This window comes from Vogesella alkaliphila, from assembly GCF_014652475.1.
Lineage (GTDB): Bacteria > Pseudomonadota > Gammaproteobacteria > Burkholderiales > Chromobacteriaceae > Vogesella > Vogesella alkaliphila.
Genome location: NZ_BMYW01000001.1, coordinates 86,107 through 109,436, shown reverse-complemented (window position 1 = coordinate 109,436; position 23,330 = coordinate 86,107). Strand labels below are relative to the sequence as shown.

The 23,330-nt window shown below is 67.4% G+C and carries 18 protein-coding genes; 7 read left to right on the top strand and 11 right to left on the bottom strand.

Features of this window, described 5'->3' with window-relative positions; all coding sequences use genetic code 11:
* Positions 1–82: 82 nt before the first annotated feature.
* Positions 83–1,300 carry a cyanate transporter gene (locus IE100_RS00525; RefSeq protein ID WP_229800159.1) on the bottom strand — a complete coding sequence of 406 codons (1,218 nt, stop codon included), beginning with the start codon at positions 1,298–1,300 and terminating at the stop codon, positions 83–85.
* 204 nt (positions 1,301–1,504) lie between these two features.
* Between IE100_RS00525 and IE100_RS00520 the strand changes: the two genes are divergently transcribed.
* Positions 1,505–2,383: a LysR family transcriptional regulator gene (locus IE100_RS00520; protein WP_189372112.1), complete on the top strand. Its 879-nt coding sequence runs from the start codon at positions 1,505–1,507 to the stop codon at positions 2,381–2,383.
* A gap of 111 nt (positions 2,384–2,494) precedes the next feature.
* Here the strand turns inward: IE100_RS00520 and IE100_RS00515 are convergent, their stop codons facing one another.
* The 4 genes from IE100_RS00515 to IE100_RS00500 all read right to left on the bottom strand — a co-directional run bounded on the left by IE100_RS00515 (position 2,495) and on the right by IE100_RS00500 (position 9,564).
* A complete protein-coding gene (locus tag IE100_RS00515) occupies positions 2,495–3,001 on the bottom strand; it encodes a DUF1993 domain-containing protein (RefSeq protein WP_189372111.1) in 507 nt (168 codons plus the stop codon).
* Positions 3,002–3,195: 194 nt separating this feature from the next.
* Positions 3,196–4,917 (bottom strand): thiamine pyrophosphate-binding protein, encoded by a 1,722-nt coding sequence (locus tag IE100_RS00510; RefSeq protein ID WP_189372110.1) that lies wholly within the window; start codon positions 4,915–4,917, stop codon positions 3,196–3,198.
* Positions 4,918–5,349: 432 nt separating this feature from the next.
* Positions 5,350–8,406, bottom strand: coding sequence for a D-2-hydroxyglutarate dehydrogenase YdiJ (gene ydiJ / locus IE100_RS00505; protein ID WP_189372109.1), 3,057 nt, complete (start codon positions 8,404–8,406; stop codon positions 5,350–5,352).
* Between the two features lie 111 nt (positions 8,407–8,517).
* On the bottom strand, positions 8,518–9,564 hold the full coding sequence (locus IE100_RS00500; RefSeq protein ID WP_189372108.1) for a DUF1338 domain-containing protein: 1,047 nt from the start codon (positions 9,562–9,564) through the stop codon (positions 8,518–8,520).
* 151 nt (positions 9,565–9,715) lie between these two features.
* Between IE100_RS00500 and gcvA the strand changes: the two genes are divergently transcribed.
* From gcvA to IE100_RS00485, 3 genes are all read left to right on the top strand, one after another.
* Positions 9,716–10,642 carry a transcriptional regulator GcvA gene (gene gcvA, locus IE100_RS00495; protein ID WP_189372107.1) on the top strand — a complete coding sequence of 309 codons (927 nt, stop codon included), beginning with the start codon at positions 9,716–9,718 and terminating at the stop codon, positions 10,640–10,642.
* Positions 10,643–10,798: 156 nt separating this feature from the next.
* A complete protein-coding gene (locus IE100_RS00490) occupies positions 10,799–11,146 on the top strand; it encodes a hypothetical protein (RefSeq protein WP_189372106.1) in 348 nt (115 codons plus the stop codon).
* Between the two features lie 262 nt (positions 11,147–11,408).
* Positions 11,409–13,880 carry a putative bifunctional diguanylate cyclase/phosphodiesterase gene (locus IE100_RS00485; protein WP_189372105.1) on the top strand — a complete coding sequence of 824 codons (2,472 nt, stop codon included), beginning with the start codon at positions 11,409–11,411 and terminating at the stop codon, positions 13,878–13,880.
* Positions 13,881–14,120: 240 nt separating this feature from the next.
* Here the strand turns inward: IE100_RS00485 and astD are convergent, their stop codons facing one another.
* The 6 genes from astD to IE100_RS00455 all read right to left on the bottom strand — a co-directional run bounded on the left by astD (position 14,121) and on the right by IE100_RS00455 (position 20,871).
* Entirely contained in the window at positions 14,121–15,587 is a 1,467-nt protein-coding gene (gene astD, locus IE100_RS00480; protein ID WP_189372104.1) for a succinylglutamate-semialdehyde dehydrogenase, read from the bottom strand.
* A 93-nt stretch (positions 15,588–15,680) separates the two neighbouring features.
* Positions 15,681–16,706, bottom strand: a complete 1,026-nt coding sequence (gene astA, locus IE100_RS00475) for an arginine N-succinyltransferase (protein WP_189372103.1) — start codon at positions 16,704–16,706, stop codon at positions 15,681–15,683.
* The gene (gene astA, locus IE100_RS00470) at positions 16,706–17,746 is read right to left on the bottom strand and encodes an arginine N-succinyltransferase (protein WP_189372102.1); all 1,041 of its coding nucleotides are present in this window, start codon (positions 17,744–17,746) and stop codon (positions 16,706–16,708) included. Before astA (IE100_RS00470) ends, astA (IE100_RS00475) begins: the two co-directional genes overlap by 1 nt.
* Before the next feature lie 58 nt (positions 17,747–17,804).
* Positions 17,805–19,043: an aspartate aminotransferase family protein gene (locus tag IE100_RS00465; protein ID WP_189372101.1), complete on the bottom strand. Its 1,239-nt coding sequence runs from the start codon at positions 19,041–19,043 to the stop codon at positions 17,805–17,807.
* Between the two features lie 136 nt (positions 19,044–19,179).
* Positions 19,180–20,151 carry a GlxA family transcriptional regulator gene (locus IE100_RS00460; protein WP_189372100.1) on the bottom strand — a complete coding sequence of 324 codons (972 nt, stop codon included), beginning with the start codon at positions 20,149–20,151 and terminating at the stop codon, positions 19,180–19,182.
* Between the two features lie 426 nt (positions 20,152–20,577).
* Positions 20,578–20,871: a DUF3079 domain-containing protein gene (locus IE100_RS00455; protein ID WP_373295275.1), complete on the bottom strand. Its 294-nt coding sequence runs from the start codon at positions 20,869–20,871 to the stop codon at positions 20,578–20,580.
* A 205-nt stretch (positions 20,872–21,076) separates the two neighbouring features.
* Here IE100_RS00455 and IE100_RS00450 point away from each other — a divergent pair, with 205 nt between their 5' ends.
* The 3 genes from IE100_RS00450 (at position 21,077) to IE100_RS00440 (ending at position 23,279) form a co-directional block, all read left to right on the top strand.
* Entirely contained in the window at positions 21,077–21,841 is a 765-nt protein-coding gene (locus tag IE100_RS00450; RefSeq protein WP_189372099.1) for a transporter substrate-binding domain-containing protein, read from the top strand.
* A gap of 248 nt (positions 21,842–22,089) precedes the next feature.
* Positions 22,090–22,749, top strand: coding sequence for a hypothetical protein (locus IE100_RS00445; protein WP_189372098.1), 660 nt, complete (start codon positions 22,090–22,092; stop codon positions 22,747–22,749).
* A gap of 17 nt (positions 22,750–22,766) precedes the next feature.
* Entirely contained in the window at positions 22,767–23,279 is a 513-nt protein-coding gene (locus tag IE100_RS00440; protein WP_189372097.1) for an Lrp/AsnC family transcriptional regulator, read from the top strand.
* Positions 23,280–23,330 lie beyond the last annotated feature (51 nt).

The following is a 23,330-nucleotide window of genomic DNA, read 5'->3' as shown; positions in this document are numbered from 1 at the left end:
GCCAACCTTGCTATTGCTGTTGCTCTGGGCTGGCCGTACTGCAACCGGCGGCGGCACGGCCGCGCACCGGGAAAACCTTGACTCAGATGCCGCGCATGCTGCGGCGGTAGCTGGCCGGCGCGAAGCACACCGTCAGCAGCGCCATCGCCAGCACGATGGCGCAGTGCCACCACCAGCCGGTGGCAAAGCTGCCGCCGCGATCGCGGAACCAGCCCAGCAGCCACGGCCCGGCGGCGGTGATCAGGAAACCGCAGCCCTGCACGAAGGCGGCCAGCAGGCCGGCCTGGCGCACATCGGGCAGGTGCTCCAGCACCACGATCAGGCTCAGCGAAAAGAAGCCGCCAAGACCGATGCCGGCCAGCGCCGCCCACAGCCACGGCGCCAGCTGCGGCTGCAGCGCGAGGCCGGCAAACCCGGCCGCCTGGCAGGCCAGCGCCAGCCACAGCATGGCGCGGCGGTCGTGCTGATGGCGCGACAGGAAGGGCAGCGCAAAGGCAGCCGCCGCCTGCAACAGCGCCATCCACGCCAGCAGGTTGGCCGCGGCCTGCGCCGCCTGTCCCTGCTCGCGATAGAACGACGGCAGCCACGCCACCAGGCTGGAATAGCCGCTATTGGTGAGGCCGAAATACAGCGCCAGCTGCCAGGCGCGGCGGTTGCGGAAGAAGCGGCGCATCGACAGCCCGCCCTCACCCGGCCCCGCCGCCAGCGACAGACCGGCGGTCTGCTGCAGCCACAGCCCGAGGCCCAGCAGCGCCGGCAGCAGCCACACCGCCAGCCCCAGCCGCCAGCCGCCGTAGTGCTCCAGCCACGGGCTGGCCGTCGCGCCCAGCGCGCCGCCGCCGACCAGCGCCGCCGAATAGATGCCCATCGCCAGCCCCACCCGCTGCGGGAACAGCCGCTTGGCCACCCCCGGCATCAGCGCCTGGATCGCCGCCACCCCGGCGCCGGCCACCCCGGCACCAGCGATCAGCGCGGCAGCGTCCGCCGCCCACAGCCGCGAGGCGCAGCCGGCGGCCAGCAGCAGCAGCGCCAGCGCCACCGTGCGCCGCTCGCCGATGCGCTGCGCCAGCTGCGCGCCGACAAAGGCCAGCACCCCCATCAGCAGGAAGGGCAGCGCCGTCATCACCGCCGCGGCGCGGAAGCTGAGGCCGGTGGCCGCGCGCAGCGGCTCCAGCAGCGGCCCGACCGAGGTGATGAACGGCCGCAGGTTGAGCGCCACCAGCGCCAGCAGCAGCAGCGCCGCCAGCGGCAGTTCGCCGGCCAGCGCGGCGGGGGCGGCCACGACACGCGACTCAGCCACGGCGCGCTTTCCGGTCGGCGTCGCCACTGCGATGCGGCCCGCGCGGCAGGCCCGCGCAGATGAAGGGGGTGGACAGGGGTGACGCCATGATTCGACTCCTCGATGCCTCGCACGGTGGCGAGTGGTGATTGCTTGCAACGAGTCTACTGAGCCGCGCTACAATTCAGAAATTAAATGTTCAACTAATCATCAGTGGAAAACGCAATGACAAATCCGATGCTGGACCCGGTGCTGCTGAAGAGCTTTGTCGCGGTGGTGGAGAGCGGCAGCTTCACCCGCGCCGGCGAGCGGGTCCACCTGAGCCAGTCCACCGTCAGCCAGCACCTGCGCCGGCTGGAAGAGCAGCTGGGCAGCGAGCTCTTGGACCGCAGCGGCCGCTACGTGGTGACCACCGAAAGCGGCACCCGCCTGCTGGGCCACGCGCGCAAGCTGCTGACGCTGATGGAAGAAGCGGTGGCGGAACTGCACGCGGGCGAGGTGCAGGGCGAGATCCGCCTCGGCGTGCCGGAAGACTTCGCCGCCGACCTGCTGACCCCGCTGCTGGCCGCCTTCGCCCGCGACCATCCGGCCATCCGGCTGGAGGTCAGCAGCGGGCTGAGCAACACGCTGTGGCAGCAGTTCTGCGCCGGCGGCCACGACCTGGTGCTGGTCAAGCAGCGCCAGGGCCACACCGTCGGCGACGCCGCCTGGCCGGAGCCACTGGCGTGGCTGGACAGCCGCGAGCACCCGACCTGGCAGCGCGACATCCTGCCGCTGGTGGTGTTTCCGGTCGGCGGCCTGTACCGCGACGAGATGATCCACGCGCTGGAAAGCAGCGGCCGCCGCTGGCGCATCGCCTACAGCAGCGCCAGCCTGGCCAGCATCCGCGCCGCTGTGGCCAGCGGCCTCGGCGTTAGCCTGCTGCCGGCCCGCCTCGCCCGCGCCGACCAGCACCGCCTGACGCCGGCCCAGGGCTTCCCGGCGCTGCCGCCGCTGGAGCTGGTGCTGCACAGCCGCCCGGAAGTGCCGCAGCGGGTGCGCGATCTGGCACAGCGGCTGATCGCGCTGTGCGATGCGGTGATGCAGGCCGAGCCGCAGCCGTAGCCCGGCCGCGCATGAGAAAGCCGCCGCGACCCGGGGGATCACGGCGGCAGGGGTTTGACGAAGACGCTCACCCGGTACGCGGCGGCCAGATGCCGCCGTTGCCGGTGTCGCTTAGCCGCCGCCCAGGTAGTCCGCCTTGCCCAGCGGCACGCCGTTGTGGCGCAGGATGTCGTAGGCGGTGGTGAGGTGGAAGTAGAAGTTGGGCAGCACGAAGAACTGCAGGTAGTCCTGACCGAGGAAGGTCATGGTCTGGTGCGGAAACTTCAGCACGATATCGCGCACTTCGCTGCCGTCGAACTGCGCCGGTGGCAGACTCTGCAGGAAGCTTATCGTCTTGGCCAGCCGCTGCTGCAGCTCGTCGAAACTGGTTTCGGTATCCGGATAACCGGGGACCTCCACCCCGGCCAGCCGCGCGCCGCAACCCTTGGCGGTATCCGCCGCGATCTGCACCTGGCGGATGAACGGAAACATGTCCGGTGCCAGCCGCGCCTGCAGCAAGACGGCGGCATCGACATGGCGGCTCTCGGCATTCAGCAGCGCCTTGTCGAGGATGGCGGACAGATTGGCCAGCCCGCGCAACAGCGGCGGTATCGCGGCCTGATACATGGATAAAGACATGATAGGGCTCCTGCAATGGGTGGCCATGCGGCCAACGTTGGCCGCAGCGGACACTTCACCATAGCCGATCGCGGCCGGAACCAGGATCAGAATGGCCCCCGTTCTTGCTCCTGCCTTGCTGACCGACCCACCGCCACCGCGCAAGGAAAAAACCGGCCCGCAGGCCGGTTTTGTCACGTCAGACCAGAACAACCTCAACCGCGCGCCAGTGCCGCCTGGGTGATGGTGGACAGCGTGGCGCGGGTGCTGATGATGTCCGGCGACAGGCGGATTTCCAGCAGCGTGCCGCTCTCGCGCGCCAGTGCGCGCTCCAGCGCGGCGTCGAACTCGTCGTTGCTGGCGATGCGCTCGGCGGCGTAGCCGTAGGCGCCGGCCAGCTGGCAGAAGTCCGGGTTGCCAAGCTGGGTGCCGCTGATGCGGTTGGGGTACTCGCGCTCCTGATGCATGCGGATGGTGCCGTACACGCCGTTGTTGAGCAGCAGGATGATGGATTTGCCGCCGTGCTGCAGCGCGGTGGCCAGTTCCTGGCCGTTCATCAGGAAGTCGCCGTCGCCGGCGATGGTGAAGGCGGTGCGCCCGGTGGCGAGGTTGGCCGCAATGCCGGCCGGCACGCCGTAGCCCATGGCGCCGTTGGTGGGCGCCAGCTGGGTTTTGTGGCCTTTCGCCACGCCGTGGTACTGGAAGTAGCGGTGGATCCAGCTGGCGAAGTTGCCGGCGCCGTTGGTGATGACCGCGTCGGCCGGCAGCTGGCGCTGCAGGCTGACAATGACGCGCGGCAGGTCGATATCGCCGCTGATGCCTTCGCTCAGCCCGGCCAGGCGCTGCGGCACCAGGTTGGCGCGGTAGTCGGCATTCAGCTGCTGGCTCCAGGGCTGCCAGCGCGGGGCTGCGGCCGGGGCCGGCAGCGCGGCCAGTGCCTGCGCGGCGGCGTTGACGCCGGACTGGATCGCCACGTCGGCCTGATACACGCGGTCCAGCTCATCGCCCTGCGGCAGGATGTGCACCAGCTGCTGCTGGCTGCGCGGTGCCTGCAGCAGGGTGTAGCCGCCGGTGGTCATCTCGCCGAGGCGAGCGCCGATGGCGATGATCAGGTCGCTGTTGCGGATGTTGGCCGCAAGCGCCGGGTTGATGCCGATGCCGACGTCGCCGGCATACAGCGGGTGGTGGTTGTCGAAGGTGTCCTGGAAGCGGAAGGCGTTGCCCACCGGCAGCTGCCAGCGCTCGGCAAAGGCTTGCAGCGCGGCGGCGCCTGCGGCATCCCAGCCACTGCCGCCGGCAATGATCAGCGGGCGTTCGGCCTTGTCCAGCAGGCGTTGCAGCGCGGCGATGCCGGCCGGGTCCGGGTACGGCGTTACCGCTTCCACTCGTGGCAGCGGCTGCAGGCTGTCGGCCACCGGCTGCACCAGCATGTCTTCCGGCAACACCAGCACTACCGGGCCGGGGCGGCCGTTCATGGCGGTGGCGAAGGCGCGGCTGATGTATTCCGGGATGCGGTTGGCGTCGTCGATGCGCTCCACGCGCTTGGCCATGCCCTTGGTGGACGGGCCGAAGTACACGCTGTAGTCCATTTCCTGGAACGCTTCGCGGTCGCGGCAATCGCTGCCTACGTCGCCTACCAGCAGCACCATGGGGGTGGAATCCTGGAACGCGGTGTGCACGCCGATGCTGGCGTTGGTGGCACCGGGTCCGCGCGTTACCAGGCACACGCCGGGGCGGCGCGTGAGCTTGCCGTGCGCCTCGGCCATGAAGGCGGCGCCGCCTTCGTTACGGCAGGCCACGAAGCGGATCTGCTCGCGGCTGCGATAGAAGCCGTCCAGCACCGCCAGGTAGCTTTCGCCCGGCACGCCAAAGGCGATGTCCACACCCTGTGCCACCAGGCACTCCACCAGCAGATGCCCTGCCAACTTGCTGTTCATGCATTACCCCCTTGTCGGTGGTGAGTTGTCATCATGCGGCCAACCTTGGCAGCCACACGCCGTGCACCTCGAAAAACGCCCGCTTTCGTTGCGATACTGCGTTGCTCACGAAAACCCCCTCCTTACATATTGTCCATATGCGGCGTCGGGGTTTTTCGCTCGCGCCTTGTCTCGCTTAGAAACCGGGGGTTTTTGGAGGCGCCCGCCTGGCAGGCCGCTTCGGCCCGCCGCAAAACAGTCACGGCCGGTGGCAAAGAGCCACCGACAAAATGCAGTACAACGGCGCTGGCAGAGCCTAGCCACGATCTGCTGCGCGTCGGCGATACGGCGTTGAAACCGACTTCGGAATGCTCATTTACCACTTGTAAACTCCGCTTCCTCAGTCGTTTTCGCCTTGTCTCGCCCTAGCTCGCTAGATCGTGATCACTCCAGTCAGGCAGCCGGCGTCAAAGCCTTCAACAACGCGCTGGCCGGATGCGGCAAGGCCACGTCGTCCATTAGCGCCACCTGGCAGCGGCAGGAGTAGCCGGTAGCCAGCAGCGGGCTGTCGTCACGCTGGCCGGCCACGATGCCCTGCCAGCTCTGGCGATAGATGGTTTCCGACAGCGCACGCTTGTCGGCCTCGTGGCCGAAGGTGCCGGCCATGCCGCAGCAGCCGCTGGCGCGGGTGGCGAGGTTCAGGCCGCAGGCGGCGAACACTTTTTGCCAGTCGCCCACCGCCGCCGGGGCGTTGGTCTTCTCGGTGCAGTGCGGCAGCAGGGTGAAGCTTGCGCGCCCAATATCACCCTGGCTGGCCCGCGCGTCTGCCGGCAGCTCGGCCAGTCGGCTGGCCAGCCATTCCTGCAGCAATTGCACCTTGGGCAATTCACCCATCCCCGGCAGCTTGGCGTATTCGCTGCGGTAGGTCAGCGTCATCGACGGGTCGATGCCCACCAGCGGCAGGCCGCTGGCCGCCAGCTGTTGCAGGCTGGCCACGTTGGCCGCCGCCACGTTTTCGAAACGGGCGAGGAAGCCGTGCACGTGCAGCGGCTTGCCGTTGGCGCGGAACGGCGCCAGCAGCGGCACGAAGCCCAGCCGTTGCAGCAGCGCGAACACATCCAGCACCAGCGGGGTTTCGAAGTAGCTGGTAAACGCGTCCTGCACCACGATCACCGCGCGGGCGCGATCTGTCTCGGGCAATGCGGCCAACGTTTGCGCGCTGGCCACGGCCACGCCGCGGCGTGCCAGCTCGGCCTGCAGATCAATACCGGACAGCAGCGGGCTTTCCACCAAGTTCAGCTTGCGCATCAGCATGCGGCCAACCCTGCTGCCGATCACGCCGTTGTATAGCCACGGCAGGCGTGCTGCCAGCGGCAGCGTATGTTCCAGCCCGCCGATCAGGTAGTCCTTGAGCGGGCGCAAGTAACGGCCGTAGTACAGCTCCAGGAACTTGGCGCGGAAGCTCGGCACGTCCACCTTCACCGGGCACTGGCCAACGCAGGATTTGCATGCCAGGCAGCCGTCCATCGCCTCCTTCACCTCGTGCGAGAAGTCGGCGGCGCCACGGCGCTTGCCCAGGGTGTTGGCGATGCGTGCCGGCAGGCCGGCGACAAAGCCGCGCGCGCGCAGCGCGCGGCTGGCGCTCACCGGGTCGCTACCTTGTGCGGCGAGCTGGCGCAGCCACTCGCGCAGCAGCGAGGCGCGGCCTTTCGGCGAATGGCGGCGCTCACGGGTGCCCTTCCACGACGGGCACATGGCGTCGTCCGGGTCGAAGTTGTAACAGGCGCCGTTGCCGTTGCAGTGCAGCGCCTCGTCGTAGTGCTGGCGCACGGCGATGGGAATGGTGCGGTCCAGCTGGCCACGGGTGGTAACGCCGTCCACCTTCCACAGCCCGTCCGGCGTCGGCGCGGCGATCTTGCCGGGGTTGAGCTGGTTGTACGGGTCGAACGCCGCCTTGATCTGCTGCAGCCGCGGGTACAGCGGGCCGAAGAAGGCCGGCGCGTACTCCGAGCGCACGCCCTTGCCGTGCTCGCCCCACAGCAGGCCGTGGTATTTCTGGGTGAGCGCCACCACGCCATCGGTGATGCTGCGCACCAGGCCTTCCTGCGCCGGGTCTTTCATATCGATGGCCGGGCGCACATGCAGCACCCCGGCATCCACATGGCCAAACATGCCGTAACTCACGCCGTGGCTGTCCAGCAGCGCGCGGAATTCGGCGATGTAGTCGGCCAGGTTTTCCGGCGGTACCGCGGTGTCTTCCACGAAGGGAATCGGCCGCCGGCTGTCGTTGACGTTGCCGAGCAGGCCCACCGATTTCTTGCGCATGCCCCAGATGCGGCCAACCGCGGCGCCGCGTGCCACGGTGTACCCCTGACGGCCATGGCTATTGCCTTCGCTATCCAGCTGCGCGCCAATGGCGGCCAGCGTGGCCTCCAGCGCGGTATCGCTGTCGGCGAGGAATTCCACCAGGTTGATACCCTGCGCCGGGGTGGCGTCGTCGGGGAAGAACTCGCGCACGCCGTGCCACACGATGTCCTGCCGCGCCAGGTTCAGCACCTTGGAATCCACCGTTTCGATGGAGGCGGCCCCCAGCTGCATCAGCGCCGGCGCGTCGCGCAGCGCGGCATCGAAACTGGCGTAGCGCACGTTCACCAGCGCGCTGGCGCGCGGCATCGGCAGCACGTTCAGCTTGGCTTCCACAATGAAGCCCAGCGTGCCTTCCGAGCCGCACAGGATGTTGTTGAGGTTGAAGCGGCCGGCGTCGTCGCGGATGTGCGCCAGGTCGTAGCCGGTGAGGCAGCGGTTAAGCTTGGGAAACTTCTCGGCGATCAGCGCCGCGTCCTCCCGCTGGATGTCGTCCAGCAGGCGGTGCACCGCGCCGACGCGGTCGTCACGGCGGCTGATGGCGGCGAATTCGGCCTCGTCCAGCGGCGCGGAGTGCCACAGCGTGCCGTCCAGCAGCACGGTGTCCAGTTCCAGCACGTGGTCGCGGGTCTTGCCGTACAGGCAGGAGCCCTGGCCGCTGGCGTCGGTGTTGATCATGCCGCCGATGGTCGCCCGGTTGGAGGTGGACAGCTCCGGCGCGAAGAACAGCCCGTGCGCCTTCAGCGCGGCATTGAGCTGGTCTTTCACCACGCCGCCCTGTACCCGCACCCAGCGCTCTGCGGCGTTGATTTCCAGGATGCGGTTCATGTGGCGCGAGATGTCCACGATCACACCGTGGCCCAGTGACTGACCGTTGGTGCCGGTGCCGCCGCCACGGGCGTTGAAGCTCAGACCCTGAAAGCGCGGCTCGCCCGCCAGGCGGGCAATGCGGATCACGTCTTCGTTATCGCGCGGGAACACCACCAGCTGCGGCAGCACCTGGTAGATGGAGTTGTCGGTGGACAGCACGGTCCGGTCGGCATAAGCGTGGCTGATCTCGCCGGCAAAGCCGCGCACGGCCAGTTCGGCCGCGAAATCGAGGTACAGCGTGTCGCTGGTGGGGGTGGTATGCAGACGGGGAATCATGTGTGTGTTCAGGCTAAAGGTTGGCCGCAGGCCGGAAAAAGACCTGCCCCGATGCTCAGGGCAGGTCAAGCAGGCAACAAGGAGCCGTTACCCAGAGAGATCGGACGGTGCTCAGCAGGCGGCGGCGGTCATCTTGAAGATGCCCTGCGCGTTGGAGCTGTCGAAGCGCAGATCCAGCTTGTTGTTGCCCGCTTCGTCGGTGTAACGGTCGCGGGTGATGAATTCGTAGAACGAGCCCGGCACGATGCGGCTGACGCGCTGGCCGTCGGCGTCGATGAATTCGCGCTCCACCTGCGCTGCCTTGAACGCGGTCTGGCGCACGCGGCCGCTGGCGGAGACTTCCACCTTGTCCTTGATCGGCTGGCCCTTGGCGCGCAGCTCGTCGGCGGTGGCGAACACGTCGGCTACGTGGTCGGTAGCGTGGTTGAAGGCGTTGCCCTCGGTGGAGATCCACGCCATTTCGGCGGATTCCTGCAGCAGGGTGTGGTAGTCGGCCAGCGCCGGAGTGGCGTGCTGCACGTCGAAGCAGCCTACCAGCTTCGGCAGCAGGCTGGCGGCATCGGCAAACGGCAGTTCACGCTTGTCGGACAGCGTGGCCAGCAGTGCCTTGTCTTCAGCGGACAGCGGGTCGCGCGAGGTGGATACCACCTTGTTCACCGCGGCCTGGAAGGCCGGCGAGAACTGGTCCACGTGCAGCTCTGACACGAAGAACTGCGCTACCTGTTCCGGCGCATCCTGGTGGCAGTAGGCGCGGCCGGTCATCTTCAGGCGCGGCAGTGGGTACACGTCGGCCACGGCAAAGCCCAGCGGCTCCAGCAGGCGCTTGAACGCCAGCTCGCCCTGCGGCAGCGCGCCGGTGTTGGCCGCCGCCACGGTGCGCAGCGCGCCGTGGTCGAACACCACCTGGCCGCCGGCGGCCAGCTTGTCTGCCACGTAGCGCTTGCCTTCCGGCACCGCTTCCAGGTTCTTCGCGAACAGCAGCATGTTCATCGCCTGCGCCAGCGTGAGGCGCGATACGGTGGCACAGGCCTGTTCGGCCAGCAGCACGTCTTCGACCTTGATCATGGTGAACAGCTCGGCGGCGGCTTTTTCGCCGGCGACCTGTACCAGCAGTTTGTGCAATTGGCTGTTGGCGGCGGACGCTTGAGTTTGTGTCATTTGTGAATACCCTTCCCTGAGTGTGCGATGGCGCCGGCGATCTATCGCTGATCCTTGCTGCGGCGTTGATGAAGCAAAGTGTCACGGCTTTCCCTGTCGCGCTCAAGCGATGTATTCTGCTGACTTCATTCCTTAAACTCATGAACTCACTATGCGCCGCACCCTCCCCTCGCTGATGGCCCTGCAGTGTTTCGAAGCCGCCGTGCGCCACCTGAGCTTCACCCGTGCCGCCGAGGAACTGAACCTGACGCAAAGCGCGGTCAGCCGCCAGATTCGCGGCCTGGAAGACTTCATCGGCCGCCCGCTGTTCGAGCGCGTCAAGCAGCGGCTGGTGCTCACCGTGGCCGGCGAGGCCTACGCCGCGGCGATCCAGGACGTGCTGGATCGCGCCGAAGCCGCCACACTGCAGCTGATGGCCTATCGCGGCGAAGGCGGCGTGCTCACCGTGGCCATGCTGCCCACCTTCGGCTCGCGCTGGCTGGTGCCGCGGCTGGTGGACTTCAGCGCGCGCTACCCGGATATCCAGCTCAACCTGGTTACCCAGGTGCGACCGTTCGATTTCGACAAGGTGGAAGCCGACGTGGCGATTCACTTCGGCCCGGCGCTGTGGCCGGGCGCCATCTGCCACCGGCTGATGGGCGAGGACATCGTGCCGGTGTGCGCCCCCGGCCTGCTGCAGAAGCCGCTCGCCGACGTGCGCGAGCTGCTGGACTACACCCTGCTGCAGCACACCACGCGGCCGCAGGCGTGGAACGACTGGCTGTCCGCCGTCGGCCTGCAGGACATGGACACCCATCAGGCCAGCCTGCTGAGCGGGCCCCGCTTCGAGCACTTCTTCATGGTGATCCAGGCGGCCATCTCCGGCCTCGGCATCGCGGTGCTGCCGCAGTTCCTGGTGGCGGAGGAGCTGGCCAGCGGCCGGCTGGTGCTGGCGCTGGACCAGCCGGTACGCAGCCAGCACGCCTACTACCTGGTGCACCCGGCCACCCGCACCGACGTGTACAAGGTGCGCGTGTTCCGCGACTGGCTGCTGGCGCAGGCGGCGCAGGAAGAGGCGGCCCTGTCGCCGCCCGGATAAATTCGTGAACCGGATAAGCGCTGCGCTTATCCGGGCGACGAAAGCCCCCCTCGCGGAGCACGTGCGCCATGTGGACGCCGGGGTGTGTCTATAGTGTGAGCAAGACAACGCCGCGAGGCGGTGCAAGCCGTTCCGGCACCAGCAGGAGACACGATCATGCCCACCACACCGGACCCCGGATTGCTGCAGCTCTTGTATCTCTATTTCATCCCCTACTGGCTGTTCCGCGACGTCTCGCGCGGCGACCAGATGCTGCGCGAGCAGAACTATCGCTACAACCGCGAGCAGCGCAAATACCTGCCGGGCTACCTGCTGAAGTGGACGATCCTGTGCGCCTTGCTGCTGGCCAGCCACCACCTGGCCAAGGCGCTGGCGCTGCAGCTGACGGACTGGGCGTCGCTGTTCCAGCTGTGGGCGCTATTTTCCGGCATCGGCTTCACGGTGGGCGTGGCGCTGATGTCCAACATCATGGTGGCCTGGAGCTTCCTGACCTTCATCCCCTGAGGTCTGTCCGCGTGCGGTGTGCCGCAAGGTTGGCCGCATGGCCGCGCTGTGCTTGCGGCCAAGCTTATCCGGGCTACGCTTCTCCCCGCTCCGCACCGGCACCCGTTGTCGGCATTGCCACACCGGCGGCGGGGTCAAATCAAGTTCCGGCACGCTGTCGCGGCATGGCGAGCATGACTTAAGGTAAAGTGATAACTTGCCGCCGGCACCGGACGGCGCTGCCTGACCACCCTTTTGCGACCCCAGCCGAAAGCCCGTCCGCATGCTATCTCTGTCCTGGCCCGCCAGTACGCCGTCCGCCAACAGCGCAACCCCGCTGCCGCTGGCGCTGCTGCTGTGCTTCCTGATCTCGCTGATGCTGCTGTTGCAGCTGGTGTCGCCCGGCTGGGCGCGCCTGCCCGGCTACGCCGCCATCCACACCATGCTGGAAATCCTGTCCATCGCGATGAGCCTGCTGGTGGCGGTGATGGCCTGGTTCCGCACCGACAGCAGCCGCCCGCTGCGGGTGCTTGCGGTCGGCTTCGCGGTGATCGCGGCGCTGGATACCCTGCACACCGTGTCCTACGCGCTGCTGCCGGCCTTCGTCACCGCCAACACCCCGCAAAAGGCCATCGTGCTGTGGCTGGGCGCACGCGCGATGGTGGCGCTGGCCATCCTGTGCATGCTGCTGCCGCCCCCGCAACAGCGGCGCGCTATTCCGCTGCTGTGGCTTTACGGCGCGCTGGTGGCGCTGCTCGGCGTCGGCCTGTACGACAGGCTGCCGGTGCTGTTCCAGCCCGGCAGCGGCCTGACGCCGCTGAAGATCTCGCTGGAGTGGCTGCTGGTGGGCGCCTACCTGTTGCTGGCCTTTCGCGTGCACCGCGCGCAGCAGTCCATCTTCGCCGGGCAGTGGCTGACCGCCGGCCTGCTGGTGCTGGCCTTCGGCGAGCTGTTTTTCTGCTTCTACCAGCTGGTCGACGACGTCGCCAACGGCCTCGGCCACGTGTTCAAGGTCATCGGCCAGGGCTTCTTCCTGCGCGGGGTGATCGAGACCCGCCTGCTGCAACCCTACCAGCAGCTGACGGTGGAAAAGACCGCGCACGAGGACGCGCGCAACCGGCTGCACGCGCTGGTTTCCGGCGCGCCGCTGGGCATTCTGGTGGTGGATCAGGACGGCCGCATCGTCAGCAGCAATCCGGCGGCGGAGCAGCTGTTCCATGCCGCGCCGGGCGCGCTGGACGGCGGCCACATCGACCAGCTGGTACCGATCGCGCGGCGCGGCGCGCACCGCCAGCACCGTGGCGACTACCACGCCGCGGCCAGCGTGCGCCGCATGAGCGAGCGCCAGCAGGTGACCGCCGAGCGCTGCGACGGCAGCCAGTTCCACGCCAGCGTCGAGCTGGCGCCGCTGCAGTGGGGGCCGCACGACTATGTGCTGGCCTTTGTCAGCGACATCAGCGTGCAGGTGCAGCAGACCTCGCAGCTGCAGTGGCTGGCGCTCAACGACGAGCTGACCGGGCTGCCCAACCGCCACGCCACCCTCCGCCAGCTGGACGCCAGCCTGCAGCAGTGCCCGCACGGCGCGCTGCTGCTGTGCAATATCGACGCGCTGGGCCGCATCAACCAGGTGTTCGGCCACGACAGCGGCGACGCGCTACTGGTGGCCGCCAGCCAGCGCCTGCTGCGCCTGCTGCACCCCGACGAGCAGCTGACGCGCTTGCAGGGTGACAGCTTCGCCGTGCTGATGCCGGGCCAGCGCGAGCCGCTGCCGCGTGCGCAGCAACTGCTGGAAGCCTTTGCCGCGCCCTTCGTGCTGCCCGGCGGCATCGAGCTGCAGGCCGGCGCCCGTGCCGGCTACTGCCGCTATCCCGAGGACGGCGACCAGCCCGGCCAGCTGCTGCAAAACGCCGAGATGGCGATGACCGCCGCCAAGCGCAGCGTCAGCACCCCGGTGGTGGCGTTCAGCGATTGCGAGCCGGCGCGCACCCGGCGCTGGCTGCAGCTGGCCGGCCAGATGGCGCTGGCGCTGCAGCAGCAACAATTCGCGATGGTGTACCAGCCGCGGGTGCGACTGCGCGACGGCTGCGTCGCCGGCTTCGAGGCGCTGCTGCGCTGGCAGGCGGCCGAGGGCGCCATCAGCCCCGGCGAGTTCATCCCGGTGGCGGAAGAAACCGGCTTCATCCTGCGCCTCGGGCGCTGGGCGCTGGACCAGGCCATCGTGCAGCGCGCCGCCTGGCAGCGCGACGGCCACCAGGTTGGCCGCATGGCGATCAACCTGTCGCCGCGCCAGCTCGGCGACGCCGGGCTGCAGGACTGGCTGCTGCAAAGCTGCCGGCGCCACGGCGTGGACCCGGCGCAGCTGGAGCTGGAAATCACCGAGACCGCGGCGATGGAAAACCTGCAGTGGGCGCTGCCGGTGCTGCAGCAGCTGCGCGGGCTGGGGCTGCATCTCGCGCTCGACGACTTCGGCACCGGCTACTCCTCGCTCGCCTACCTGCAGCAGCTGCCGGTGTCGGTGCTGAAGATCGACCTCGCCTTCGTGCGCAACCTCGACCGCGAGGAAGGCCGCGCGGTGGTGCGCACCATCATCACCCTGGCGCAACAGCTGGCCTGCCACACCGTGGCCGAGGGTGTGGAAACCCCGGCGCAGCAGGCCTGGCTGCTGGCCAACGGCTGCGACGAGATGCAGGGCTTTCTCGAAGCGCGACCCATGCCGCCGGCGGCGGTGGTCGACTACCTGCGCGGCAAGTCCTGACAAGCTGTTCAATGCCTGCTGCGACTGATCTCACATGGGGCGATACCGCGTTGAAAACGCCTTCGGCCTGCTTGTTGATATCCAGCTAAACGCCGCTTCCTCAGCCGTTTTCGCCTTGTCCCGCGTGAGCGCGCGAGACTTTGAACAGGTTCTGAGCGCGTGCGGCCAGGCTTGCACAAGCTTGGCCGCACGCAAAAAAGCCCGCACGCGGCGGGCTGTCAAGGAGCAGAAACAACACCCTCAGAAAGTCATGCCCGGCGACAGCTGGGCCGGCAGCGTCAGGCTGCCCGCTTCTACCGATGCCATCGGGTAGGCGCAGTAGTCGGCGGCGTAGTAGGCGCCCGGACGGTGGTTGCCGGACAGGCCGGTGCCACCGAACGGTGCCGCAGAGGAGGCGCCGTTGGTTGGTTTGTTCCAGTTCACCACACCAGCGCGGATGTCCTGGTTGAAGCGCTGCCACAGCGCCTCGTCGTCGGCCAGCAGCGCGGCGGACAGGCCGTACTGGGTGTTGTTGGCGATCTGCAGCGCTTCGTCGAAGTCGTGGTAGCGGATGATCTGGCTCAGCGGGCCGAAGTATTCCTCGTCCGGCAGCTGGGCGGCGATGTCAGTCACGTCCAGGATGGCCGGGGTAACGAAGGCCTTGCCGCCTTCCAGCTGGCGCATGGCCAGGATGGACTTGGCACCCATGGCCAGCAGCTTGTCCTGTGCGGCCAACATGCCCTGCGCGGCCTTCAGCGACACCATGGCGCCCATGAACGGCTGCTGCTCGGCATCGTATTCGCCGATGGTGAGCTTGGCAGCGACCTCGGCAAAGCGGGCGATGAAGCGGTCGCCGAACTCGCCGTGCGGTACCAGCAGACGGCGCGCGCAGGTGCAGCGCTGACCTGCGGACAGGAAGGACGACTGGATGGCGTGGTGCACGGCGCCGTCCAGGTTATCGACTTCAGCAACAACCATCGGATTGTTGCCACCCATTTCCAGCGCCAGCATGAAGCCCGGGCGGCCGGCGAACTGCTTGTGCAGTGCCACGCCGGTGGCGGAGCTGCCGGTGAACAGCAGGCCATCCAGCTGCGGGTGCTGCGCCAGGGCGATGCCGGTGTCGCGCTCGCCCTGCAGCAGGTTGATCACGCCAGCCGGTGCGCCGGCCTTTTCCCACAGCTTGATGGTGAGCTCGGCTACCAGCGGGGTGAGTTCGGACGGCTTGAACAGGATGGTGTTGCCGGCGATCAGCGCCGGCACGATGTGGCCGTTCGGCAGGTGGCCGGGGAAGTTGTACGGGCCGTATACCGCCATCACGCCGTGCGGGCGGTGGCGCAGCACGGTGGTGTCGCCGGCCAGTTCGCCGCGTTTTTCACCGGTACGTTCCTGGTAGGAGCGGATGGAGATGTCGATCTTGCCCACCATGGCGGCCACTTCCTGGCGCGATTCCCACAGCGGCTTGCCGGTTTCCACGCCGATGGCGCGGGCCATCTCTTCCTTGTGCTCGCCCAGCACTTCGGCAAAGCGGCGCACCAGCGCGATGCGCTCGTCCAGCGAGCGGCGGCGCCAGTCGTCAAAGGCGCGGCGGGCGGCGGCGAAGGCGGCGTCGATGTCGGCAGCGGAGGCCGAGTGACCTTCCCATACCGGCTGGCCGTTGGCCGGGTTGAGCGATACGAAGGATGCGCCGCGACCGGTGGTCCAGGCGCCGTCGATGAACAGTTGGCTCATGATTATTTTCCTGTCTGGTCACCCCGAAAACCGCAGTTTTTCGAGGCACCCGTTTGTAAGCCGGCAGCGCTGGCTGCCGGCAAAAGTCTTGGGTTATTTGGCCGGGTTCTGCAGCATCACGCGCACGCGGTCGCCGGCTTTCACCTGCAGCGCGCGCGCCTGTTCGGCAGTGAGATGCACCACACCAGCGCTAACGTTGGCCGCAGCCAGAATCACCCGGAAGTCGGCCAGCTCGCCGTTGGCCACCAGCTGGCGCGGCGCATCGGCGGCAGCTTCAGCCACGATTTCCACCTGGCACAGGCCGCTGTCGCGCATCACGCGCAGGTCGTCGATGCGCGCTTCCAGCACCGGGCCGCCTTCGAAGATGTCCACGTGCTGCTCCAGGCGCAGGCCTTCCACTTCCAGCAGCCGGCGTGCCGGCTCGGTTTCCTTGTGCACCTTGCCGATGCAGTCGCGGGCGTCCTGCGGCAGGAAGTCGATGTACACCGGGTAGCGCGGCATCAGCTCGGCGAGGAAGGATTTCTTGCCCAGCGCCACCAGCCGGTCGGCCTCGTGGAAGTCGATACGGTAGAAGTGCGCGCCCAGCGCCTTCCAGAACGGCGATTCGCCGTTGTCGTCGAAGTAGCCGCGCATTTCGGCGCAGATGCGCTCGGCAAAGCGTTCGCGGAACTGGCCGATGAACATGAAGCGCGCCTTGGACAGCAGCGAGCCGTTGCCGTTGACGCGGTAGTCCGGGTCGAGGAACAGCGTGCACAGCTCGGAGTAGCCAGTAAGGCCGTGCGACATGTGCAGTTTGTCCATGCGCGTCCACAGCCCCAGCTCGCGGCTGGCGTGCACGAAGGTATCCATGCGGTAGGTCCAGAACGCCTGGTCCAGGCCCACGGCCACTTCGATGCCGCACACGCCCACTACCTTGCCGCTGGTGGTGTCTTCCAGCACGAACAAATAACCCTGCTCCGGCAGCTCGGCGCTGCCGGCGATGGTGCGCTGCACGCGCTGCAGGCGCGCGCCCTGCGCATCCGGGTCGGGTTTCAGGGTGGTGAGGCCGGGGCCAGCCTTGTGCCCCAGTTGTACCAGCGCGTCTACGTCATCCGGCCGGCTCATACGCAATACGAACATCAGCGGGCCCCTTCGCTATTCAGCGGGACGCAACGCACGGCGTCGCCATCCACGATTTCCAGTGCATCCGCCACTTCCGGCGGCAAAACCACTTCGTCGCCCATCAGCGGCGGCAGGTCCACCAGCAGGCAGCGGAAGTCGGCAGTCAGCGTGTTGCTGACCAGGTGCGGCACGGTGTCGCCGCTCACTTCGCCACGGCGGGCGGTGTGCAGGCGGCTGTAGCGTACCGAGCGGCAGACATCCAGCTGGGCGGTGAGCACCGGGCCGGCGTCGAACAGGTCGACAAAATGATCCGGCTCCAGGCCTTCGGCCAGGTGGCAGCGGTAGTTGGTGCGCGCGCCGGCGTGCGGCTCGCCCATCACGCGCTGTGCTTCTTCGGCGATCAGCGGCACGTACAGCGGGTCCACCTGCATCATTTCGGCGATGAAGGTGCGGCTGCGACCACCGGAGGCCAGCTCCATCTCGGCGAAGTCGCGACGGAAGAACTTGAAGCCGACGGCGTCCCAGAACGGCGAGCGTCCGTTGTCGTCGGTCACACCCGGCAGCACCGAGAAGATCTCGTTGTTGAAGCGTTCGCGGTGCTGGGCAATGAACATCATGCGGGCGCGCGACAGCAGCTGCGGCAGCGCCATGCCGCGGCCCAGCGCGGCTTCGTCGTAGTAGAAGCCGGTAAGGCGGGTGCGGCCGGTCAGTTCGTGCGAGGTCACCAGCGCGTGTACGCGGTGGTTCACCTTCAGCTCGCGCGAGGCGTGCACCAGCACTTCGTTGCGGAAGGCGTAGAACGGTTCGGAGAAGCCGGCCACCGCCATGATGCCGGCAGTGCCGTGCAGTTGGCCGCTGGCGGTATCTTCCAGCACGAACAGGTAGCTTTCCTCGCCGGGGCAGTCGACATCGGCGCGCAGCGAATGCACGGAATCGTTCACGCGCTGCTGCAGGCGCTCGCGGTCGGGCGGCAGGGAGTGCAGGACCGGGCCGTCGGAGCGCGCCATGCGCTCGATCTGCGGCAGGTCGGACAGCTTGCTGGGGCGGACAAGAAGCATGGATCTTCCTCTGTAGGGAAAAACGGCGGCGATACGTGGTCGCCGCCGTGTATGGGCATTACGCCGGTTGCGCCTCTTTGGCTTCCACCTTGCTCACCAGTTCGGCGATGGTGGCCTCCAGGCGAGCCAGGCCTTCCTGTACGTCGGCTTCCGGAATGATCAGCGACGGCACGATGCGCAGCACGTTGGTGCCGGCGACCAGCACCAGCAGGCCGTGCTTGGCGGCGGCGTTGACGATGTCCTTGGCCTTGTTCACGAACTCGCCCTGCAGCTCGGCGCCCATCAAGAGGCCCATGCCGCGCACTTCCTTGAAGATGCCGTACTTGGCGTTGATGCGCGCGAGGCCGGCCTTGATCAGCTCATGGCGCTGCTGCACCCCGCCCAGCACGGCCGGGGTGTTGATCAGTTCCAGCACCTTGTCGGCCACGGCGCAGGCCATCGGGTTGCCACCGTAGGTGGAACCGTGGGTGCCGACCACGAAGGAGGCGGCTACCTTGTTGCTGGTCAGCATGGCGGCGACCGGGAAACCGTTACCCAGGGCCTTGGCGCTGGTCAGGATGTCCGGGGTCACGCCGTAGGCCTGGTAGGCGTACAGCGCGCCGGAGCGGCCAACACCAATCTGTACTTCGTCGAAAATCAGCAGGGCGTTGTGCTTGTCGCACAGCTCGCGCAGCTTTTGCAGGTAGGCCTGGGTGGCCGGCAGCACACCGCCTTCGCCCTGTACCGGCTCCACGATCACGGCGCAGGTACCGGCATTGATGGCGGCCTCGGCAGCTGCCAGGTTGTTGAATTCGATGTGGTTCAGGTCACCCGGCAGCGGGGCGAAGCCTTCGGTGTACTTCGGCTGGCCGCCCACCGATACGGTGAACAGGGTACGGCCGTGGAAGGCCTGCTTGCAGGACACGATGCCGGTCTTGCTGCCGCCGAAATGGTCGAAGGCGTAACGACGGGCCAGCTTCAGCGCGGCTTCGTTGGCTTCGGCGCCGGAGTTGCAGAAGAACACCTTCTCGGCAAAGGTGGTTTCGGTCAGGCGACGCGCCAGGCGCAGCGCCGGCTCGTTGGTGAAGGTATTGGACAGGTGCCACAGGCGGTCTACCTGCTCGTGCAATACCTTGGTCAGCTCCGGGTGCAGATGGCCCAGGCTAGTCACGGCGATGCCGCTGGCGAAATCGATGTATTCCTTGCCCTGCTGGTCCCACAGGCGCGAGCCTTCACCCTTCACCGGTACGAACGCGGCCGGGGCGTAGTTGGGAACCATCACTTCATCGAACGTTTGGCGGGTAACGGGAGCGGACATCTGGGAATCCTTCATCTGGCGTTGAGATGGAGCCATTCTAGGGAGGCGCGTCAAACTTTCCATCCAGAATCAAGACACGCAGCTTTCTGTTTGGGCCAGCCTGTCACGGTTGCGGCCAACGTTGGCCGCACGCGGCTCAGGCCTCGTCGGCAAAGTCGCCGTCGCCGGGGAAACGCTCCTCGCGCGGCGAGATGCCGAAATGGGTGCGGTACACGGTGGAAAAGTGCGGCCCGGAAGAAAAGCCGCACAACAGCCCGATCTGCACCACCGACTTGCCGGTGTTGCGCAACAGATGGCGGGCGCGCTCCAGCCGCAGCTGCAGGTAGTAGCGCGACGGCGAATCGTCGAGGTACTGCTTGAACAGGCGCGCCAGCTGGCGGCGCGACTGGTTGGTGAGGCGCGCCAGCTCGTCGGTGGTCAGCGGCTCCTCGATATTGGCTTCCATCAGCATCACCGCCTCGGTGAGCTTCGGGTGCTTCTCGCCCACCCGCGCCAGCAGCGGCACGCGCTGGCGCTCGTCGCTGCCGCGCACGCGCTCGGCGCACAGCAGCGCGGCGATGGACTCCACCAGCTCGACGCCGTGCTGGCGCCCGATCAGCGCCAGCGCGCCGTCGATCTGCGCGAGGCCGCCGGCACAGGTGAAGCGGCCGCGATCCAGTTCGTACACGTGCTGCGACGCCAGCACATTGCGAAAACGCTCGACAAAGGCCGGCTGCTCCGGCCAGTGGATGGTGGCGTGGTAGCCGTCGAGCAGGCCGGCGCTGGCCAGCCACCAGGCACCGCAGTGCACCCCGCCCAGCAGCGACACGCGGGACGCCAGCAGCGCCAGCGCGTGGCAACACAGCGCGGCGTCGCTGAACGGCAGCACGCCCTCGCTGAGCACGAACAGCTGGTCGCAGGCCTCGGCGTCGCGCAGCGCGCCGCTCACCGGGTAGCGCATGCCGCCGGCCATCGGCAGCGGCTGGCCGTTCCAGCTATAGAAGCGCAACTGGTACAGCGTCTTGCCGGCCAGACGGTTGGCCTGCAGGAAGGGCTCGGCAAAGCAGCCGATGCCGAACGGCGAACACGGCGGCAACAGCAGCACCGCCAGCTGCAGCGGCGCCGTCATCGCCCTGCCCCCGCGGCGGCTACAGCGCGGCCGGCGCACACCGCGAACGGTGGCGCCACGCCGGTGACGGGCAATGGCCGGGCGGCGGCGACGGGCAGGGACATGCTTCACTCCTTGACGGCGGATGGATGGGGATGGGCGCACGACGCCGGCGTTAGCGGCGGCGCGAACGGACGCGCCCAGCCTGTTGCGTACGCATCATTTCAGCAATCCCTGCGCGTCACAACGGCCGGCGGCGCGCTTGCTGCAACGCAACAACCGGCCGAAAAAAAGAAAACATCCAGACTTATCAAGAAGATAAAATTTTTCCGCGATCGGCAGGAGCGGTGGCGGTGGTGCCGCTTCTGTACAGCGATGTCACCTGTACGCAATTGCCGCGCCCGCGATGGCCGCCGGCTTGCGGCCAACCCTGGGCCGCGGCTGCGCTCAGTTGTCGCTGTCCGCGCTCGGGATGGCGGGCGCCGCCGCCTCGTCGTCCGGGGTGATGCCCCAGTCGCCCCACAGGTACCAGTCGTCACCCAGCATCTCGGCCGGGTGCTGGGTACGGCCGGAGCCGTTGCCGCACTGCAGAGAGCCAGCCGGACAGTACTTGTCGCAGCCCCAGCAGATGCGCTCCGGGTGCCTGGGGTGCAGCGGGAATTTCTTGGCCATGGCGTGATCGCGGGTGGTGCCGGGAAGCCGTCCCGGCCCGGCGTCGCTCAGATGGCGACGGGTCAGCAAGCATTGTAGCCACCGCCCCCTGCCCGGCATTGATGGCGGTCAAGCCGGAAAAAATGGCTGCCCGCGGATTTTTTATCTCGCACTGGCAAAAAAGCCGCACAAATGTATACACAATTGACGCACGCTTGGCACGTCTCCGCGATTAAGATAGAAACAGCCGCGGAGTGCGACACACACCGCAACGACAAAGGAAAACGGAGACCCCATGAACTACAAACACCTGCTGGCGCTGACCGCCATCTGCTCGCTGCCGCTGCTGGCACAAGCCCAAACCGTGCGCATCGTCACCGATGTCAGCTACCCGCCGTTCTCGAAACAGGCCGCCGACGGCAGCATCACCGGCTTCGACCCGGACATCGCCCGCGCCATCTGCGCCGAAGCCAAGCTGCAGTGCGAACTGAAGGCGATGGACTTCGACGGCATCGTGCCGGCGCTGCAGGCCAAGAAGTTCGAAGTCGCCATCGCCTCGATGAGCATCACGCCAGAGCGCGCCAAGATCGTCGATTTCAGCGACATGTACTTCAACGTGCCCGGCCGCCTGCTGGCCAAGGAAGGCACCCAGATCAACGACGCCTGGTACAAGGGCAAGAACATCGGCGTGCTGCGCAGCGCCGTGCAGCAGCAGGAAGCCAACGACAAGCTGAAGCCGAAAGGCGCGCAGATCAAGGTCTACGGCAAGATCACCGACGCCTTCCTCGACCTGTCCAGCCAGCGCCTGGACGCGGTGTTCCTGGAGTCCACCGTGGGTGAGGAAGACTTCCTGAAAACCGGCAAGGGCAAGGGCTACGCCTTCGTCGGCCCGGTGTTCAACGATCCGAAGTACTACCAGGGCTGCGGCATCGCGGTACAGAAAGGCAACAAGGAACTGCTGGCCAAGATCAACGTGGCGCTGAAGAAAATCCTGAAGGACGGCACCTACAAGAAGATCCAGGACAAGTACTTCAGCAACGACATCTACCCGTTCAAGTAAGCCGCCCCGGCAGCAAGCCTGAACCCCGCAACCCGCACCCGTCACGGTGCGGGTTTTGTTTTGCCGCGGCCAACCATTGCCAACGTCATTTTCGCGGCAATGCGGAACAAAAATCAGAAAATAGGCGCTCCTGCGTAACAGAAGTGCCGCACATTGCGCTTTTGCCGCCACCGCCCTCGGCATAATGACAGTCGAGGCATCGCCGCCGGAGCCGGAATCCGGCGCGGCGGCAAGACGGGAGGGCTCGTATGCGTGAACCATTTTCGGCCGGCGAATCGCCGCTGCCGCACGACGGCGGTATCGCGATGCCGCCCGGCCCGCAGTGGCGCTGCCGGCTGCTGCCGGCCCCCGGCGTCGCCGGTGAGCCGCTGAGCGCCGCGCAGCGGCAGCACGCGCAGGCGCTGCTGCAGCAACTGCGCCCGGCCGGCATCGCGCTGGCCGCGCCGGTGCCGCATCCGGCCGGCCTGCTGTGCCATGCCCGCCCCGCCGCCGACGGCCGGGTGCAGGCCTATGCCCTGCTGCGCAGCGACCGCAGCGTGGAAATGGCCGCCGTGCTGCCCACCGGCTGCTGGCCGCCGCACGCGCACGCCTGGTGGCCGGGGGTGTACGAGATTCCGCTGCTGCAACAGCTCACCCCGCTGCTGCTGCCGCTGGCCGGCGCGCTGGCGCTGCCGGCCCCGCGCTCGCTGCAGATGACGCTGCTGGCGCTGCAGGGTTCGGCGCTGATCGCCAAGCACCGCCACGGCTCGGAACGGGCCTATCCGCTGCCGCCGGGCGTTGACCGCATCGCGCTGCCCCCCGTCGCGCTCGACCACTGCAACGACGACTTCAGAAGCGCGCTGATCCGGGCACTGGACCAGGTGCGCCTCTGTGCGGGGGCCGGCGCGGCCACCGCTTTCTATCTCTGACTTTACGGGTGACGCCCATGACCACCACTCTCGATTCCTTCGACCAGAAGATCCTCACCCTCATGCAGCGCGACTGCACGGTCAAGGCGGAAGTGATCGCCGAGGCCATCGGCCTGTCCGCCTCCGCCGTGCAGAAGCGCCTCAAGCGGCTGCGCGCCGAAAAGATCATCAGCGCCGAGGTCGCCGTGCTCGACCGCGCGCTGGTCGGGCGGCCGATGAGCTTTGTCGCCGCCATGGAGATCGAGCGCGACAACTACGACACCGTCAACCGCTTCCGCGAGTGGGCGAAGCAGATCGACGCCATCCAGCAAATCTACTACGTGACCGGCGCCGCCGACCTGATCGTCATCATCACCGCCCAGGATGTCGAGGCCTACGACCGCCTGACGGCGCGGGTGATGGAGAACAACCCGATGATCCGCCGCATCACCACCAACGTGGTGCTCAACACGCTGAAAACCTCGCTGTTCATCCCGGTGGAGGGCGACGGGCAAAGCGCAGCCGGCGGCAGCCAAAGTGCAACAAAATAGTCTTTTTTGGCAACACAATGTCGATTGTTGACGACATTTCGCCGCCTTAAC

Excerpts from the sequence above, each read along its gene's own strand:
- astA (WP_189372103.1), bottom strand. The coding sequence starts at position 16,706 with ATGTTCGTATTGCGTATGAGCCGGCCGGATGACGTAGACGCGCTGGTA.
- IE100_RS00510 (WP_189372110.1), bottom strand. The coding sequence starts at position 4,917 with ATGAACAGCAAGTTGGCAGGGCATCTGCTGGTGGAGTGCCTGGTGGCA.
- IE100_RS00485 (WP_189372105.1), top strand. The coding sequence starts at position 11,409 with ATGCTATCTCTGTCCTGGCCCGCCAGTACGCCGTCCGCCAACAGCGCA.
- IE100_RS00460 (WP_189372100.1), bottom strand. The coding sequence starts at position 20,151 with ATGACGGCGCCGCTGCAGCTGGCGGTGCTGCTGTTGCCGCCGTGTTCG.
- ydiJ (WP_189372109.1), bottom strand. The coding sequence starts at position 8,406 with ATGATTCCCCGTCTGCATACCACCCCCACCAGCGACACGCTGTACCTC.
- astA (WP_189372102.1), bottom strand. The coding sequence starts at position 17,746 with ATGCTTCTTGTCCGCCCCAGCAAGCTGTCCGACCTGCCGCAGATCGAG.
- IE100_RS00490 (WP_189372106.1), top strand. The coding sequence starts at position 10,799 with ATGCCCACCACACCGGACCCCGGATTGCTGCAGCTCTTGTATCTCTAT.
- astD (WP_189372104.1), bottom strand. The coding sequence starts at position 15,587 with ATGAGCCAACTGTTCATCGACGGCGCCTGGACCACCGGTCGCGGCGCA.
- IE100_RS00520 (WP_189372112.1), top strand. The coding sequence starts at position 1,505 with ATGACAAATCCGATGCTGGACCCGGTGCTGCTGAAGAGCTTTGTCGCG.
- gcvA (WP_189372107.1), top strand. The coding sequence starts at position 9,716 with ATGCGCCGCACCCTCCCCTCGCTGATGGCCCTGCAGTGTTTCGAAGCC.
- IE100_RS00450 (WP_189372099.1), top strand. The coding sequence starts at position 21,077 with ATGAACTACAAACACCTGCTGGCGCTGACCGCCATCTGCTCGCTGCCG.
- IE100_RS00465 (WP_189372101.1), bottom strand. The coding sequence starts at position 19,043 with ATGTCCGCTCCCGTTACCCGCCAAACGTTCGATGAAGTGATGGTTCCC.
- IE100_RS00445 (WP_189372098.1), top strand. The coding sequence starts at position 22,090 with ATGCGTGAACCATTTTCGGCCGGCGAATCGCCGCTGCCGCACGACGGC.
- IE100_RS00500 (WP_189372108.1), bottom strand. The coding sequence starts at position 9,564 with ATGACACAAACTCAAGCGTCCGCCGCCAACAGCCAATTGCACAAACTG.
- IE100_RS00440 (WP_189372097.1), top strand. The coding sequence starts at position 22,767 with ATGACCACCACTCTCGATTCCTTCGACCAGAAGATCCTCACCCTCATG.
- IE100_RS00515 (WP_189372111.1), bottom strand. The coding sequence starts at position 3,001 with ATGTCTTTATCCATGTATCAGGCCGCGATACCGCCGCTGTTGCGCGGG.